Source organism: Chryseobacterium sp. CFS2, assembly GCF_036543225.1.
In the GTDB taxonomy this organism is placed as follows: domain Bacteria; phylum Bacteroidota; class Bacteroidia; order Flavobacteriales; family Weeksellaceae; genus Chryseobacterium; species Chryseobacterium culicis_A.
In genome coordinates, this window is record NZ_JAZHQU010000008.1 from 87491 (window position 1) to 106074 (window position 18584).

An 18584-nucleotide genomic window follows, 5' to 3' on the forward strand; every position below is an offset into this window, starting at 1 on the left:
AGTCTTTCCCATTTTAAATGATTCATATTCTAGTGAACATTTAAATTTTCTCTTACTGCTAATTCCCACTGTAAATACAACAAAAAGTCATACAGCGACAACAATTAAAAAAGTGTTCATAGTAAATAAAAAAGCGAATTCACTTTTCGTAAATTCGCTTTTTATCTTATTATTTTTTTTGCCTAACAATGTGAAGCAACAATTTTATCTACAATAAACTGAGCCAGCTTTTCTTTGCTCTGATGCGTCCAGCCAGCAATGTGTGGTGTTACAATGGCTTTTTCTGATTCGAGAAGATATTTTAAATCTTCATTTTCGGCCTCAATATTCTCGAAAGAAGACTTTTCATACTCTAATACATCCAGACAAGTACCTTTTACTTTCCCAGACTTCAATGCTTCCACTAAACTTTTAGTTTTCACATTCTTTCCTCTTGCTGTATTGACAAAATAGAAGTCGTTTTTCATTTCTGCGATGAACGTTTCATCAATAAGATAATGCGTTTCCGAAGTTAAAGGGATATGTAAGCTTACAACTTCTGCAGACTGTTTCAGTTCTTCCAATGATACCTGTGTGGCATATTCATCTGAAAGGCCTGGAAGTATATCATGGAAAATCACTTTACATCCAAAACCGGAAAGTCTTTTAGCCGTAGCTTTCCCCATATTTCCATACCCAATTAATCCGACTGTTTTTCCTAACAGCTCATCACCTCTGTTTTCTTCACGTTTCCAGATCCCGTTTTTCACTTCCTGAGAAGCTATAAAAAGTCGGTTCATGATAACAAGCAGCATTCCTACTACATGTTCTGCTACAGAATCTCTGTTTCCTTCCGGAGAATTGATCAATTGAATCCCCAGTTTTTCGGCAACAGGAATATCAATATTTTCCATTCCGGCTCCTACTCTTGCAATAAACTTCAGATTCTTACCTTTTTCCAGAAAGTTTTTGTCTAAAGGAATACGGCTTCTGATAATAATACCGTCGTAATTCTCAATTTTATCACAAACCTCATCATAAGACGACGTAAAATCCTCTTCCAATATAAAATTCTGAGCCAGAAGCTGTTCAGTAATAAGAGGATGGTTTTTATCTAAAAGAAGTATTTTCATTTTTTTAAACACAAATGGCACAAATTGGTTGCACAAATAGCACAAATTATAATATCCCGTTGATAACTCTTTTTACTCCGTTTTTAAACTGGATGGTATTAAAATTAATCAACATTCCAAGTTTACAATTACTTAGGCCGAGGTAGGTAAGTATTTGTGCTAAATGAATATCCTGTAATGATTCTATAGATTTTATTTCCAGCACAAATTTTTTCTCAATTAAAAAGTCAAGTCTATAGCCAACATCCATTTTAATTTCATCATAAATTAATGGCATCGGTTTTTGTCTTTCTACAAGAATATCATGTTTATTTAATTCATAAAACAGACATTCTTCATAAGCACTTTCCAAAAGTCCAGGTCCCAACGCTTTATGAACTATATACCCGGCCTCATAAACAATTTTTGATATATCATTTTCTGAAATATCCATTTTCATTATTTTTTTTCATTTGATCAGGCACAAACCATTTGTGAAAATTCGTGCTAGACATTTGTGTTTTTTGTGTTTTTACTTTTTGTCTTTTTTAGACTCCTGTGGTTCCTGGAATAACTTTTTAAGTTCTACAGATTCCAGAGGCTTCATTCTTCCTGAAAGAATCAATGAAAGTTCTTTTCTACGGAAAGCCGCAGCAAATCTTTCTTTCTCTTCTTCTGTTTCCGGAACCATTTCCGGGATAGGAATCGGGCGGTTGAATTCATCTACAGCAACAAAGGTATAAATACCGGCATTGGTGTGAATTTTCTTCTGATTGATCGGATCATCCAACCATACATCCACATACACTTCCATGGAAGTAGAGAATGCTCTGGAAACTTTAGATTCCAATACCACTACTCCACCTTCCGGAATCGGATGATTGAAAGATACGTGGTTTACAGAAGCTGTAACAACTCTTCTTTCACAGTGTCTTGCTGCAGAAATAGACGCACAACGGTCCATTTTTGCTAATAGTTCACCACCGAAAAGGTTTCTTAAAGAGTTGGTTTCGTTCGGAAGAACGATATTGGTCATAATGGTCAGAGATTCTGACGCTTTTTTTATTTTTGCCATCTATTCTTAGTGTTGTTTGGAGCGGCCGGGGCAGATTGTTTTGCTTTTCCGGCAGGTTTTGCTAATGAATCTTTTTTCAAAGAATCTGAAACGGGTGTTTGCGGAGTATGTACCATCACCTTTACTGTATCTTTTACAATTCGATGGGTAGAAGTCTGTACGGAAACATTCTTGAAAGATTTTTTTCCAAAAATAAGTTCCTGCTGGGTAAATGCCAGATATAAAATTCCTAGAACCGGAATAATCAGAAGGAAAACCCAGAGAATTGTTTTTCTGAATTTAAAATCTTTTTCGCGGTTCACTAAAGTTTTTACCTTTTCCCCGTTATTGATATCTGAAAAACGAATCTCTTCCAGTCCGTAAAAGTCAGGACGTCCGGATTCTATTCTTTTTCCTTTGAAATGGGTATGCCCTTCTTCAATGAAAACTGTTCCAAGGTTTTGAATTTCAAGAACCTGTTCGGCCTGAAGTTTTTTCTTCCAAAAATCAGTCTGGATCTTAAGATCACTTCTTGAAGCTTCCAGGGACATCTGTTTCTGTCCTGCAATAAAAGCAGTAAGATCTTCAGCCTGTATTTCGTAGTCTATTGTAAATTCAATCTGACTGGCCGGAGGCAGGATGCTTCCGTTTTCGGAATTGATAATTGCCTTGGAATTTTTCAGTGAAAACACCCCGAAGCCTGGAACCGTGGCAGTTCCAAATTGTTTTAAATATTCTAAAATGTATGCTGAAATATTCATTTGGCAGCAAATTTATAACTTTTTCGTGACTTTTTGTAAAATTTAATGGATATAAAAAAGACTGCCGAAACAGTCCTTTGATTATTCCGTATTAAAATAGGAATACGGTTATTTAAACTTCTTTTTTTAAGCTTAACAATTGTTATGAAAATGGTAAAACAGTCAAAAATAAAAAGGTCAATTTATGATCCTACAGATCTGTTCTCAAAACCTTTTTGCCTTTTCACGATTATTGAATCTTCCAACTCATCCCAAACATAAAGTTTGTTCCTGCCTGTGAAAAATAATAGGGCTGCCCTTCATATACAGATCCATTGTTCACATATTTTTTGTTGAACAGGTTATTCACCAACAGTTTTAAAGCGATTTCATTATTGGCAATTTTAAACTGATATTGCGCATTAAAGTCTGTCAGAAAATAATCTTTAAGCTGTAAGTTTGCATCTTCTGTATTATCAAGATATTGTTTTCCCACATACTGGTTCATTACAACAAACTGGAAATTTTTTGTAGGATTAAATTTCAAGCTCAAATTAGCAATTACATTCGGAGAAAATGAAATCTGTGTATTTCCAAGGCTTTTAGGAGTATCCCCATTTTGAATATTAAAATCCTGATTCCTGTTCTGGCTTAAGGTTACATTCCCGGAAACTTCCCATTGTTTGGATAGTTTAGCCAAAGCTCCAACCTCAACTCCTCTTCTGTAGCTCTTTCCTGAGTTTGTTCTGATGAATGCTCCTACGTTATTCAATTCTCCGTTTAAAACCAACTGATTCACATAATACATATAGTAAACATTCGCAGTAAGTGATACGATTCCGAACTGCTTTTCAAAACCAGCTTCAATATCATGAAGTTTTTCAGCTTTCACATCATTATTGGCCATCAGGTCATCTCTGTTCGGTTCACGGTGGGCATGAGCATAAGAAAGGAATACCTTCCCTCCTTCAATTCGGTAGTTCACCCCAGCTTTTGGATTAAAGAACAGCCAGTTTTTGCTTAAATCCGCACCTTCACCATCACCTGCCATCAGGATTTTGGTATTGTAATTGATTTTTCTTAGTTGTAAATCACCAAAGAATTCAAAGTTATCTACTCTGAATAATGCTTTTGCAAAACCAGACACTTCATTCTTTACCGAGCGGTTTCTGTAGTATTCACGTTCATGAATCTGAGGGAAAAATACACCGGTAACATTTCCATAATGCCTTCCGTAATATTGATTCACAACAGCTCCAAAGTTCAGATCCAGATTTTCAAACTTCCCGTACAAGGTAGAAACCATACCATAGAAATCATTATTCAGCCATTTTTTTCTGATAAAATCAGAGTATTTTATGGTTTGTCCACCTTCAATGATATCAGGCAGATTATATCTTGAAAAAAGATTTCCCTGCTTATAGTTTTCGTAATATCCTTTTCCTTTGGTATAATGAAAAGTTGTTTCCAGATTCCATCGGTCACTGAATTTTTGCTCCCAAAGTAACTGATAATGGTTCTGTCTGTAATTATCGGTTTCATTGTCATAGAAACTTACAATATTCTCCCAATTGGCATCATAAATTGCTCCCGAAACATTGAATTTCGGGTCTTTTTCCCAGGTTTTACGATCAATCCCATTCCAAGCCTGATACGTTTTCTCTTTACCTCCGAAAGCCATTAAACGTAACTTCGTATTTCCTTCTTCAAATAAAGCGGTAAAATTATAAGAGTGTAAATTGGATGAAGCTCTGTCGATATATCCGTCAGAGTGAATATGGGTATATCTTCCCATTACAGAAAGACGGTTGTTCCAGAATTTCCCGGAGCCTATTTCAGCTGAATATTTATAGGTATTAAATGATCCGTAGCTGTCGTCGGTTTTAAAATAAAACTTCTCTTCCGGATCTTTGGAAAGTACATTGATACTTGCTCCGAAAGCAGAAATACCATTATTGGAAGTTCCCACTCCTCTCTGAATGACAATCTGTGAGGCAGAACTTGTTAAATCCGGAACGTTTACAAAAAATGTTCCCTGGCTTTCAGAATCGTTGTACGGAACACCATTCATCATTACATTAATGGCACTTCCTGAAACTCCACGAATTCTAAAACCGGTATATCCCACTCCGTTTCCCGCATCTGAGGTGGAGATTACAGAAGTTTGATTTTTTAAAAGGATAGGAAGATCCTGTCCCAAATTTTTCCCGTCTAAATCTTTCTGTACATTGATGATTTCCTTTGCAACCGGAAGTCTTTTAGTAAAGTTGACCGCTTCAATTTCCCTGACCTTCAGAGAATCTTTATTCTGAGCCTGGATAAAAGCTACAGAGCTTACGCTAAGCCCTAAAAAAAATAATCCTTTCATTCTATAAATCTTTGACATTTAATGAATAAAAGGGGATCGATAAGATATTATACAATTCAGCGTCTTAGAAAGACACATCCCTAAACAGCATTACCTGTTCCAGGTTCGTTGGGTATAATCTCAGCCTGTTAAAGCACCCCTTTATTTCAACGGCAAAAATACAAAAAATATATGAATTGGGATTCGGGTTTCGAGATTCGGGATAACGGGTTACGAGGTGCGAAGTATTAGGTTATTGGATGAAGAAAAATACGATGAAAAATAGGAGTTATCAAATAAATCATTCATCATTCATCATTCATCATTCATCATTTATAATTATCTAGTAAGTTTTGTTGTTGGAGTCGATGTAGTAATAATTTGAGCCATCTTTTGTCACTTCAAACATTTTTCCCAGTTTCCAGCTGAAATTTCTTTTAATATTCGAGTATTCAAACGGAATAACAATCTTATTGTTGACATCAATAACTCCGAATTTATCATTATTGGAAGCCACAATCATAGGATTAGCTACATCATCTCCCTCCAGAATAAACAGATACTGATATTGAGGATAGATTTGATATTGTCTGTAATCAGCGGCATTCACAAACTTTGATTTTTCAATAATCCCATAAAAGCCATTGAGAATATAGGCCTGAAACAACTGTTGTTTATATTTTTCGAATTTGCATTTTCCAAAATCTGCTTCTTTGAACTGATATACTCTCTTTCCCGATTGGTCTACACGGTACGAAATCATATTTTTCTCTACCGTCGCATACTCTTTTGTTCCAAATTTTCTGACCTTTTCATTAGGTGAATTCAGAAGATTGCAGTCTTCATAAAAAAATACGGCAATATGATATTCCGGCTGAATAATAAATTTCCCATTCTGGTTAACATACCCGAACTGATCCCCTTTCTTCTTAGGAATCAAAAGAGGAAGATCTTTATTGATCACAACAAGATCAGCATTAGCTTTATTGGCTGCAACTGCTTTTTTAACCGTGCTTTTTGTTCCTTTCTTCGCAGGAATTTTCTTCACAGATTGAGCCTGAGAGAAAACGAAAATCGAAATAAAAACACATAAAACATTCAGGATATTTTTCATATTCTCCATTTGCTTACAAAAATACGACCAAAAATAGATATTATAAAATTCATATTTATAAAGAATCTAAATAATTTCATTCTTATAAAATAGTAAAATTTCGTAATTTTGGGAACATTTTGAATTGTTTGATAATTTTAAAAAACTTTTGGAAAAGTGTAGATTATGCTGACTTTATTCGGTTAATGTTGCATCAAAATGCGAGAACTCAAAATGTCATTAACTGTATTTATACACACCGATAAAGAAAAAGCAGGCCTACCTTTAATTTTGAAAGACCTTCTATTATGAGTATTTATAAGGATTACATCAAAGAGATTGAAGAAAGAAAAACCCAGGGGCTTCATCCAAAGCCAATTGATGGTGCTGAATTACTAAGCGAAATTATTACGCAAATTAAAGATTCAGGTAATGCTGACCGATCAGATTCTCTTCAATTTTTCATTTATAACACACTACCCGGAACGACAAGTGCAGCGGGAGTAAAAGCAAAATTTTTAAAAGAAATTATTCTAGGTGAATCTCTAGTAGAAGAAATTTCTCCGGCATTTGCCTTTGAATTATTATCTCATATGAAAGGTGGACCTTCTATCGAAGTGTTGTTAGACCTTGCTTTAGGAAATGATGCAGCAATTGCTAAAGAAGCGGCTAATGTTCTTAAAACACAGGTGTTCCTTTACGAAGCAGACACTACCCGTCTGAAGGAAGCATTCAATAGCGGTAACGAAATTGCAAAAGAAATTCTTGAAAGCTACGCGAAAGCAGAGTTTTTCACAAAACTTCCCGAAGTTGCTGAAGAAATTAAAGTAGTAACATTTATTGCAGGTGAAGGAGATATCTCTACAGATTTACTTTCTCCGGGTAATCAGGCTCACTCAAGATCAGACCGTGAACTTCATGGTAAATGTATGATTACTCCTCAGGCTCAGGAAGAGATTAAAGCTTTACAGGCTCAACATCCTGATGCAAGCGTCATGCTTATCGCTGAAAAAGGAACAATGGGTGTAGGTTCATCAAGAATGTCCGGAGTAAATAACGTTGCTCTTTGGACTGGAAAACAGGCGAGCCCATATGTACCATTCGTAAATATTGCTCCAATTGTAGGAGGAACAAATGGTATTTCCCCAATTTTCCTTACCACAGTAGACGTTACCGGTGGTATTGGTGTTGACCTTAAAAACTGGGTAAAGAAAGTTGACGAAAACGGAAACCCAATTCGTAACGAAAATGGTGACATTGTTCTTGAGGAAGCATATTCAGTAGCTACAGGAACCGTTTTAACGATTAATACAAAAGAAAAGAAATTATATAACGGCGATAAAGAATTGATCGACCTTACCAAATCTTTCACTCCGCAAAAGATGGAATTCATCAAAGCGGGTGGATCTTACGCCATTGTATTTGGTAAAAAACTACAGACATTTGCAGCTCAGCTTTTAGGAGTTGAAGCTCCTGCTGTTTTTGCTCCGTCAAAAGAAATTTCTCATGAAGGACAAGGACTTACCGCTGTAGAAAAAATATTCAACAGAAATGCTGTTGGAACTACTCCAGGGAAAGTTTTACACGCTGGTTCAGACGTTCGTGTACAGGTAAATATCGTTGGATCTCAGGATACGACAGGTCTTATGACTTCTCAAGAGCTTGAATCCATGGCAGCAACTGTGATTTCGCCAATCGTTGACGGTGCTTACCAGTCAGGATGTCACACCGCTTCTGTTTGGGATAAAAAAGCTCAGGCTAATATTCCGAAGCTAATGAGATTCATGAACGAGTTCGGTTTGATTACAGCCCGTGACCCAAAAGGTGAATACCACGCAATGACTGACGTAATCCACAAAGTATTGAATGATATCACTGTAGATGAGTGGGCTATCATCATTGGTGGTGACTCTCACACAAGAATGTCTAAAGGGGTGGCTTTCGGTGCTGACTCAGGAACTGTTGCTCTTGCATTAGCTACTGGAGAAGCTTCTATGCCAATTCCGGAATCTGTGAAAGTAACCTTCAAAGGAAACATGAAAGAACACATGGATTTCCGTGATGTGGTTCATGCAACGCAGGCTCAGATGTTGAAGCAGTTTGGAGGAGAAAACGTATTCCAGGGTAGAATCATTGAGGTTCACATCGGAACGCTTCCTGCTGACCAGGCATTTACCTTTACAGACTGGACTGCTGAAATGAAAGCAAAAGCTTCTATCAACATTTCTGAAGATAGCACTTTGATCGAATCACTGGAAATTGCAAAAGGAAGAATCCAGATCATGATTGACAAAGGTATGGACAACCACAACAAAGTTCTTCAGGGATTAATTGATAAAGCAAATAAGAGAATTGAAGAAATCAGATCAGGAGAAAAACCTGCTTTGACTCCGGATTCCAACGCTAAATATTATGCAGAAGTAGTGGTAGATCTTGATGTAATTGTTGAACCAATGATTGCTGACCCGGATGTAAACAATGATGATGTATCTAAGAGATATACTCACGATACCATCAGAGATCTTTCTTATTATGGAGGCGAGAAAAAAGTAGACCTTGGATTCGTAGGATCTTGTATGGTTCACAAAGGAGACCTTAAAATCGTTTCTCAGATGCTTAGAAACATTGAAAAACAACAAGGAAAGGTAGAATTTAGCGCTCCTCTTGTAGTCGCTGCTCCTACTTATAACATCATTGACGAACTGAAGGCAGAAGGAGACTGGGAATTATTAGAAAAATATTCCGCTTTTGAATTTGATGATAATGCTCCAAAAGGAGAAGCTCGTGTTGAATACAAAAACGTAATGTACCTTGAGCGTCCCGGATGTAACCTTTGTATGGGTAACCAGGAAAAAGCGGCAAAAGGAGACACTGTTTTAGCGACTTCTACCCGTCTTTTCCAGGGAAGAGTAGTGGAAGATTCTGAACGTAAAAAAGGAGAATCTCTGCTTGCTTCAACTCCGGTTGTTGTTCTTTCTGCGATTATCGGAAGAATTCCTAGCATTGATGAGTACAAAGCTGCTGTTGAGGGTATTGACCTTACTACTTTTGTTCCTTCTATTAAGGAATTGACAAGTACAAGCGCTCACTAAGAGATTAATAAATACGGCGAAAGACTTATTTTAAACTATATCATTGGAAGATTTTGGTCCTTTAGGATTTAAAATCTTCCATTTTTTGTTTAGAACGTTTCTATTTTAAGATAGTTACGTTTTTTTTTCGATAAAATCCGGAAAATAAATTCTATTTTTTCTTAAATTGAAAGTTATAAAATCTATTGATTTTAAAGTCAAAAACACCCTATTTATGGATTATAGGAACGTTTTTTGATGCATTAAAAGTGATTTTTCTTTTTCAAACACCAGAGAAAAAGAAGCAATAACGGAAAAAGAACAAAATTAAAATACGATATGACTTTTGATATTGATATGATCAAAAAAGTGTACGAGCGTTACCCGGAAAGAATTGCAGCAGCAAGACAAATCGTGGGAAAACCTCTTACCCTTTCAGAAAAAATTCTTTACACCCATCTTTGGGAAGGAAATGCTACACAAGAATATGAAAGAGGAAACTCTTATGTAGACTTTGCGCCAGACAGAGTAGCCATGCAAGATGCAACCGCTCAGATGGCACTTTTACAGTTTATGCAGGCAGGAAAAGCTAAAGTAGCGGTTCCTTCAACAGCTCATGCGGATCACCTAATCCAGGCAAAAGTAGGTGCTGACAAAGATTTACAGGAGGGTATCAACAAAAACTCTGAGGTATTCAACTTCCTGAGTTCTGTATGTGATAAATACGGAATCGGGTTCTGGAAACCGGGAGCAGGGATCATTCACCAGGTAGTACTGGAAAATTATGCTTTCCCTGGCGGAATGATGATCGGTACAGACTCTCACACTGTAAATGCTGGAGGACTTGGAATGGTAGCGATTGGTGTAGGAGGTGCTGATGCCGTAGACGTAATGGCAGGAATGGCCTGGGAGCTTAAAATGCCTAAACTTATCGGGGTAAAATTAACCGGTAAAATGAATGGATGGACTTCAGCAAAAGATGTCATCTTAAAAGTAGCCGGAATTCTTACCGTAAAAGGAGGTACAGGATGTATCGTAGAATATTTCGGTGAAGGGGCAGAATCACTTTCTGCAACAGGTAAAGGAACCATCTGCAACATGGGTGCAGAAATCGGAGCTACAACGTCTACTTTCGGATACGATGATTCTATGAGAAGATATCTTACCGCTACCGGAAGACAGGATGTGGTAGATGCTGCCGATAAAATTGCTGAACATTTAACGGGTGATGCTGAAGTATATGCCAACCCGGAACAATATTTCGACCAATTAATAGAAATTAACCTTTCTGAACTGACTCCACACTTAAACGGACCTTTCACTCCAGACTTGGCGACTCCAGTTGCTGAATTCAGAGCTAAAGCTGAGGCTAACGGGTGGCCTTTAGAAGTTGAGTGGGCACTTATCGGTTCTTGTACCAACTCTTCTTATGAAGATTTATCAAGAGCGGCTTCCATTGTAGAAGATGCGGTATCAAAAGGAGTAAAACCTAAAGCTATTTTAGGGATCAACCCTGGTTCTGAACAGGTGAAATTCACAGCGGAAAGAGACGGTTTCTTAGATTCTTTCAGAAAATTTGAAAATGCAAGAATCTTTACCAATGCTTGTGGACCATGTATCGGGCAATGGGACAGAGAAGGGGCGGAAAAAGGAGAGAAAAACTCCATTATTCACTCTTTTAACAGAAACTTCGCCAAAAGAGCAGATGGTAACCCAAATACCCACGCATTTGTAGCTTCTCCTGAAATGGTAGCTGCTGTTGCCATCTCAGGTAGATTAGATTTCAACCCAATTACAGATACTTTAACTAACGAAGCAGGTGAACAGGTAAAGCTTGATGAGCCTAAAGGTTTTGAGCTTCCTGAAAAAGGTTTTGCTGTAGATGACAACGGATACCAGGCTCCTTCGCAAGATGGTTCCAGCGTTGTTGTTAACGTAAGCCCTACTTCAGACAGACTGCAGTTATTAGAAGAATTCCCGGCTTGGGATGGTAAAAACATTGAGGGCGCTAAGGTATTGATCAAAGCTTTCGGAAAATGTACTACCGACCACATTTCTATGGCTGGACCATGGTTGAAATACAGAGGTCACTTAGATAATATTTCAAACAACATGTTGATTGGAGCTGTAAATGCTTACAACATGGAAACCAATAAGGTTAAAAACGAATTAACCGGTGAATACGGTGAAGTTCCGGCTGTACAAAGAGCTTACAAAGCAGCAGGCGTTCCAACAATTGTTGTGGGAGACCAGAACTATGGTGAAGGTTCTTCAAGAGAGCACGCTGCAATGGAGCCTAGACACCTTGGTGTGAAAGCTGTATTGGTAAAATCATTTGCGAGAATCCACGAAACCAACCTTAAAAAACAAGGAATGCTTGGAATTACTTTCGCTAATGAAGCTGACTATGACAAGATCCTGGAAGATGACACGGTAAACTTCTTAGATCTTGACCAGTTTGCTCCAGGAAAACAATTGACTTTAGAATTCGTTCATGCTGACGGAACTAAAGATATCGTCATGGCCAACCATACTTACAACGATCAACAAATTGAGTGGTTTAAGGCAGGTTCTGCTCTGAACCTGATCAAACAACAGGAAAAATAAGATTAATTGTTAGATTAATTAATATAAAGGCGGCTTCACTAGAAGTCGTCTTTTTTTATTATCATACCAAAAATTCCTGCTAATAAATTCAATAGGAGCGGACTTTAGCCCACATTTAAAATTATAAAATACATCTGGCTTTAGCCAAAACTTACAATTTTACTTTAATCTATCCAGAAGACCTGCTCTATAACTTTCTCCAATGGGAATTTCATACTCGGGAAAGTTCACTTTTTTAGCACCAATGCTTTTTATTTTATCCAAATTGACAATAAAGGATTTATGAACACGTACAAACCTCTCGGAAAGCTGGATTTCCATTGATTTAAGCGTATCCAGCACAATAAACTCATCGGTTTCCGTCCGGATATTGACATAGTCTTTGATACTCTCAACGTACAAAATCTCATGAAAACCAATACGATGTCTTTGTCCTGAGGATTTCACAAAGAAATATGAATTTTCCTCCTGAGGAAAAGAAAACCGTTCCTGCACCTTTAATGCACTCTTTTGAAATCTTTCAAATGAAATAGGTTTCAGCAGGTAATCCACAACATTATGTTCATATCCTTCCAGGGCATATTCTGAATAAGCCGTTGTTAAAATATATTTTTGATCAGGTCCTACAATCTTCATAAAATTGATTCCCGTAAGCTCCGGCATCTGAATATCTAAAAAGATAAGGTCTGAATCGTTTTTCTGAAGGTATTCTAAAGCCAAAATCGGGTTCTCTGTAGAAAATACCAGCTCAAGAAAAGGGAGTTTTTCTACATAATGCTCAAGAAGAGAGATTGCCAGTGGCTCGTCATCAACAATAATGCATTTTATCTTATTCATCGCGTAAATCAATTTTTAAGTCTACAATAAACTCTGTTTCCCAATCTCTGATCTCCAGCTGATGGTTAGGATACAATATTTCAAGTCTTTTTTTCACATTCTGAATTCCTATTCCGGAAACAGTATCTTTCATTTTCTGTGTTTTAGAATTGAAAAGATAAAAATGCAGCACTTTATCATGATCTGAGATTTTCATTTCAAAACCTTTATCACGGAAATCTCCATGTTTAAAGGCATTTTCAACAAAAGGAACCAACAGCATTGGCGAGATCTTAAGGTGAGGATACTGAATATTTTTTTCTATGAGCAACAGCTCAGGTTTTCTAATTCTAAGTTTCTCCAGGGCAATCAGACTATCAATATATCCAATTTCCTTATCCAAAGGAATTGAATCTTTTTCAAGATCCTTTGTGCTGTATCTTAACAATTGTCCCAGTTCTTCAATTGCTGGCAAGGCTTTGTCTGATTTCTGATAGACAAGAGAGTAAATATTATTTAATGAATTAAAAATAAAATGAGGATTGATCTGGGTTTTTAATGCCTGAAGCTCTGCCTGTTTCTTTTCAATCAGCAGCTGCTTTTTGTCATTTTCAGCAACACCATATTTCTCCAGTATCCATAAAATCCCAGCTATAAAAGTAGTCAGAGAGCTATTGTAAATATTATCGAAAAAATAATAGAGAAGGCCTGTTCTTTCATCATAATTCCGGAATCCAAGAGTAGAAGGGAGGATCATTTCCTCCAAAGCATATCTCATGCTGGCAAAACACAAAAGGGTCAGAATAAAAACGAAAACCGCTGAATACAGTTTCTCAAGTTTAAAAACCTTTGGAAATATAAACAGATAGGAAATATAGAAGGTAGCAATTTTTACAATAAAGAAGGTAATTCTCAAAATATGTACTTCACCACGATTGCTCTCCGGTATAAAAAAATTAGGAGTAATAACAGTTCCAAAAAAATTGAATCCCCAATAAATAATTTGCAGCCAGATAATTTGCTTTTTATTCATACTCAAAGATAAATCTCTATCAGGATAATTCGTTAACCCTTTTCGATAAAAGCCTGTTTTTTCCCGATGAAACTTTTTTGATAAGCATAATCATGCCCTTCATCTAAATGCTATTTCATTTCAAAGGCACCTCCAATACTTTTGCCAAAGAAATGTAACACAATCGTCATTTAATCCATCATTTATCATATGAAAAAACACATTTTATTTATGGTTACCCTTGCTTGTTCTTTTGCTACAGCACAAACAAAAGACACTGCGAACGTCAACAAAATTGAGGCAGTAACAGTAAATGGTAAGAAAGTTCTGGTAGAGCGTAAAGTAGATCGTCTTGTTTATAATGTTCAGAATTCTATGCTTTCACACGGAAGTTCCGGAACTGAGGTGTTGGCTGGCACTCCTTTATTACAGGTAGATGAGAGCAAAGGACTTCTTTCCATTGCAGGAAAAAATGGAGTTTCTGTGATGGTAAATGACCGGATGCTTAATCTTTCCGGATCTGAACTGATCAACTATCTCCGAAACCTTCGCTCTGAAAATATACTGAAAATTGAAGTGATCACGACTCCGCCTGCCAAGTATGAAGCACAGGGAAATAGCGGAATCATTAATATTGTCCTTAAAAAGAATCAGAATCTTGGATGGAACGTCTACCTGACTACTAATTACACTCAAAAAACATATGCTGCATTCAGTACGGTAGCAGGAATAAATTATCAGAATGAAAAGATTAAAGCTTCCGTAAAGCTGATGGGATATGATGGTGACAAAAAATCGGTAGAAAATTATAGAATTATAGGGCAAAGTTCTTCTATCAGCAGAAATGAGAGAAGGGATATGAATGACGGACTCGGCCTGAATGCCAATTTTGATTATTCACTTTCTAAAAACTCCAATATCGGATTGGTATACGATATTACAAAGGGCCATACCAATATGGATATCAATTCAACACAAAGTTACTTTACAGATGGTACGCCTACTTTACAAACAGAGACGGATTCAAAGCATCGTTCTCCATATACAACCCAAATGCTTAATCTGTATTTTGACCAGAAAATGGGAGAACATAAGCTAAGTTTTGGTACCAATTATTATGGAAACCTTCCTGATACGGAGGTCAATTTTACCACAAGAAATGTTGCTGATAATTCAATACAGACGGTAAGAAATCTTTCTGGTGTAGACTATAAAATCTATTCAGGGCAGGCTGATCTGACTTTAAACTTAAAAAAAATTCAGTTGGAAACCGGCGCTAAATACAGTCAGTTTTCTAATAATTCTGACATTAGATATTTCAATTTCATCCATGGAAATTATATCATAGATCCTGCAAAGAGCAATCTTTTTGATTATAATGAAAAAAATTATGCCACTTATGTCAGTGCCAGTAAAGATCTTGGTGAAAAATGGTCGGTGAAAGCAGGATTACGTTATGAATATTCACAAACCAATGGATTCTCTCCTACTACCCAGTCTAAATCCGAGAATAATTACGGAAAATTTTTCCCTACAGCCTATGTTTCTTATAAAGCCAGTCAGGATAACCAATTCAGTATTAACTATTCCCGCAGAATCAACCGTCCTTATTTCCGGGCTTTAGATCCGTTCCGATGGTATTCTAATCCTAATACGTATTATGCCGGAAACCCAAGTCTGCAACCTTCTTTTAATCATAATATTGAATTCAATTATATTTTTAAAAATAAATTCTCAGCCAATCTTTATTATCAGAGAACAAAGAATAATTTTGACCAGATTTCCTTCCTGAACGGCATTGATCTTATCAGTACCTATGAAAACTATTACAACCAGAATATTTACGGGATCAATTTCAATTATACAGATACTTTTTTCAAAATCTGGGAAAGTAATATTTCAACCTCTTTCAGTTATAATGAAACACAGATTACAAGATTTAATCTGGTTCCTAAAAACGGTCAGTCATTTTATTATTCTCTCAACAATACATTCCAGCTGAACAAGGCTAAGACCTTCATGCTATTTGTCAATTATTGGCATAATCTTCCCTCGAGAGACGGCTCCGCTTCCATCAAAGGCGTAGCAAGTTTTGATGCGGGAGTAAAAATGAGCTTTGTGGAAAAAGCCCTGCAGGTCAATCTTTCAGTGAGTGATATTTTTAAACAATCCGGATTTAAGGCTGATCTGTATTTTACAGATAATACACAATCATTCAACAACTATTGGGATGCGAGAAGACTGACATTAAGTATCACCTACAATTTTGGGAATCAGAAAGTAAAATCGAACAAAAGAGCGATCAATTTTGAAGAAAAAGATCGAGCACAATAATAATTTATAGCAAGAATTCCTGTTATTGCAGGGAATAGCTATTCGACAGTATTAAGAAGGCTTTTTACTTCTTCTGCAGAATATGATTTTATTGAATTTTCTTCATTGAAATAAATAAAATTACTGTGCTGATTGTAACAAAATTTGTTTTTCATCGTCTAACCGAATAGTAGTAAAAACATTATGAAAAAAACTATATTCGCTTTATCTCTGGTAAGTTCTATGCTGGTTTTCTCTCAGGAAAAGAGCAATACAACTTCTAAAGAGAAACAAATTGAAGGTATTGTCATCACTAAAACTAAAAAAGCCGTTGAACAAAAGGCGGACCGTACTATTTTTGACTTTTCTGAGCAACCTCAACTGAATAATGGAAACGTTCTGGAAGGAATTAAAAAACTTCCCGGGCTTGTATCTACGGACATTGCAGGAATGATGTATCAGGGAAAAATGCTGGAAGTGTATCTTAACGGAAGACCTCTGAACATCACATCCAATGAGCTGAACTCCTTCCTGGAAGGAATGCCGGCTAATTCTGTAGAAAGAATTGAGGTAATTACCCAGCCTGGAGCTGAGTTCCCGGCTACTTCCGGAGGCGCTATCATGAATATTATCACCAACAAAAATGCCAATAAATATTTAACAGCTACTTACTCGGGGAATTATTCTTTCACGAATTATGACAAATACAGAAGCAGAACAACCAATTCTGTTAATTTAAATGCAAGAAATAAATATTTCGGATGGCAGCTGAACGTAGGACAGAATTACCGTGAAAGTATGCTGAATGGCCAGCAGGATGAGCTTTTAACAAGCCATACCGATAGATACGCACGGGGATATTTTGCAAAATCCGGATTGACTTTTGATTTAGGACAGGACAGATTATTATTAAACTACGATATTTATCACAACAATAATGACAACTACACTTTAAGTGACGGGCATGGAGATTTACCGTTCAAGAGAAATCTGAAAGATTTAAGAGAAGCTTTTTATACATCTTCGGATGTTGCTCATACCGATAATTTGAGACAGGAAGCTGTGGTAACGTATCAGAAACGTTTTGCCGACAAATCTCAAAAACTCGACTTTCAGTTTGGGTATACAAGATCAGACAGCAAATTTGCTCAGGATAACTACTTTCAGGATGGGACATTTGTAGAGTATCCCACTGAACCTCTCGATAGTCCTACCAATGGATTAAAAGATATTCTGAATAATAAATCTGTCATGAATATTGCCAACTTTAAAGTAGATTATGCCCAGCCTATCAAACTTCTTGATGGTGGAAAAGTAAGCTTTGGCGGATTGTATGAAAAACAGGATTATGATACAAAAAGTTTTGGCCTAACCAATCTTGAATATCAGAGACAGACTGCTTCAACCTATTTAGAGTTTCAGGCTAAATTGAAAAAGTTTGATTTCACCTTGGGTTCGCGTGCTGAAAACTATGATATTTCCGGAGTAACAAGATATTTTGATAAGGATGCAAAACTGGTGGAAGCGAATTTGATTGCCTTCAATAAGTTTAAGTTTTTCCCGAATGCAAGTGTACAGTATAACATGATGAATCAGGTTTATATTGCCGCGAACTACAACAGAAAAATCAGCTTACCAAGTATTTCTGCCTTAAACCCGAATAACGTGACGTTCTCCGGACCAAGTACGGAAGTAAACGGTAACCCGAATCTACAACCCACTATTTTTGATAATTATGAAATAAAAGTATCCGCTTTTGATTATGCATTTATCGGATATAGTGTAAGTTCGGCAAGCAATCAGGTGGCACAGATCATCAGAAAAGACGGAAGAAAACTCTTTAATGAGCAGGTGAACATTTCAAATATGAAAATTCACAATTTCAATGTGGGATTACCCGTTCCTTTTATGATTTTCAGCAAACCTTTGAGCGAGATTATGAAATTTAATTTTAATCCTGATAAAATTAATTTCATGTACTTATATGCTGGTTATCAGAAACATGAAATCGACAACCTGAACAATAAAGGATTCTGGATTTTCAATATCATGACGCAGATTATTTTGCCTAAAGATATCAAACTGACAGCCAATTACAGCTATCTGACTCCAAAAGCAGGATATTTCTACTTTACAGCAGAGAAGCCTTTCAACAACTCGCTTGATATTACACTGACGAAGAAGTTTATGAACAACCGTTTGACACTTTCTGTTTTTGCGAATGATATTTTCAATGGACAGATGATGCAGGTACGTTCTAACCCACCATCAGGAACTCCGGTAATGATCTATAGTAAATATGATACAAGAAACTTCGGGCTTTCTATCAATTATAAAATTCCAACAAGAAATAAACTGGCGAAAGAGGATCCAAATATTCTTAACCAGACCAAAAAAGAAGATAACGGCGGCGTAATGCAGCAGGCACAATAATTTTTTG

The 18584-nt window shown here is 36.6% G+C and carries 12 protein-coding genes; 4 read left to right on the forward strand and 8 right to left on the reverse strand.

The window, feature by feature from the left end:
- Positions 1-182 precede the first annotated feature (182 nt).
- The 6 genes from ODR02_RS18125 to ODR02_RS18150 form a co-directional block, all read right to left on the reverse strand.
- Complete coding sequence (locus tag ODR02_RS18125; RefSeq protein WP_309512976.1) at positions 183-1112, reverse strand: 2-hydroxyacid dehydrogenase; 930 nt, start codon at positions 1110-1112, stop codon at positions 183-185.
- A 46-nt stretch (positions 1113-1158) separates the two neighbouring features.
- A complete protein-coding gene (locus ODR02_RS18130; RefSeq protein ID WP_309512977.1) occupies positions 1159-1545 on the reverse strand; it encodes a GxxExxY protein in 387 nt (128 codons plus the stop codon).
- 78 nt (positions 1546-1623) lie between these two features.
- The gene (locus tag ODR02_RS18135) at positions 1624-2166 is read right to left on the reverse strand and encodes an acyl-CoA thioesterase (protein WP_047381641.1); all 543 of its coding nucleotides are present in this window, start codon (positions 2164-2166) and stop codon (positions 1624-1626) included.
- The gene (locus ODR02_RS18140; protein WP_209786741.1) at positions 2154-2906 is read right to left on the reverse strand and encodes a hypothetical protein; all 753 of its coding nucleotides are present in this window, start codon (positions 2904-2906) and stop codon (positions 2154-2156) included. Before ODR02_RS18140 ends, ODR02_RS18135 begins: the two co-directional genes overlap by 13 nt.
- A gap of 229 nt (positions 2907-3135) precedes the next feature.
- Positions 3136-5253, reverse strand: a complete 2118-nt coding sequence (locus ODR02_RS18145; RefSeq protein WP_309512978.1) for a TonB-dependent receptor — start codon at positions 5251-5253, stop codon at positions 3136-3138.
- A gap of 322 nt (positions 5254-5575) precedes the next feature.
- Positions 5576-6346, reverse strand: a complete 771-nt coding sequence (locus ODR02_RS18150) for a WG repeat-containing protein (RefSeq protein ID WP_245169810.1) — start codon at positions 6344-6346, stop codon at positions 5576-5578.
- Between the two features lie 287 nt (positions 6347-6633).
- On the opposite strand from ODR02_RS18150, the gene ODR02_RS18155 reads away from it, so the two are divergent.
- A complete protein-coding gene (locus ODR02_RS18155) occupies positions 6634-9417 on the forward strand; it encodes a bifunctional aconitate hydratase 2/2-methylisocitrate dehydratase (RefSeq protein WP_309512979.1) in 2784 nt (927 codons plus the stop codon).
- Positions 9418-9735: 318 nt separating this feature from the next.
- Complete coding sequence (locus tag ODR02_RS18160; protein WP_309512980.1) at positions 9736-12003, forward strand: aconitate hydratase; 2268 nt, start codon at positions 9736-9738, stop codon at positions 12001-12003.
- A gap of 159 nt (positions 12004-12162) precedes the next feature.
- On the opposite strand, the gene ODR02_RS18165 is transcribed toward ODR02_RS18160, so the two are convergent.
- Together ODR02_RS18165 and ODR02_RS18170 are read right to left on the reverse strand one after the other, a co-directional pair.
- On the reverse strand, positions 12163-12840 hold the full coding sequence (locus ODR02_RS18165; RefSeq protein ID WP_209786736.1) for a LytR/AlgR family response regulator transcription factor: 678 nt from the start codon (positions 12838-12840) through the stop codon (positions 12163-12165).
- Positions 12833-13852: a sensor histidine kinase gene (locus ODR02_RS18170; RefSeq protein WP_309512981.1), complete on the reverse strand. Its 1020-nt coding sequence runs from the start codon at positions 13850-13852 to the stop codon at positions 12833-12835. Before ODR02_RS18170 ends, ODR02_RS18165 begins: the two co-directional genes overlap by 8 nt.
- Positions 13853-14041: 189 nt before the next feature.
- Between ODR02_RS18170 and ODR02_RS18175 the strand changes: the two genes are divergently transcribed.
- Together ODR02_RS18175 and ODR02_RS18180 are read left to right on the forward strand one after the other, a co-directional pair.
- Complete coding sequence (locus ODR02_RS18175; RefSeq protein ID WP_309512982.1) at positions 14042-16165, forward strand: outer membrane beta-barrel family protein; 2124 nt, start codon at positions 14042-14044, stop codon at positions 16163-16165.
- A gap of 183 nt (positions 16166-16348) precedes the next feature.
- Complete coding sequence (locus ODR02_RS18180; protein WP_309512983.1) at positions 16349-18577, forward strand: outer membrane beta-barrel protein; 2229 nt, start codon at positions 16349-16351, stop codon at positions 18575-18577.
- The last annotated feature ends 7 nt before the right edge of the window (positions 18578-18584 follow it).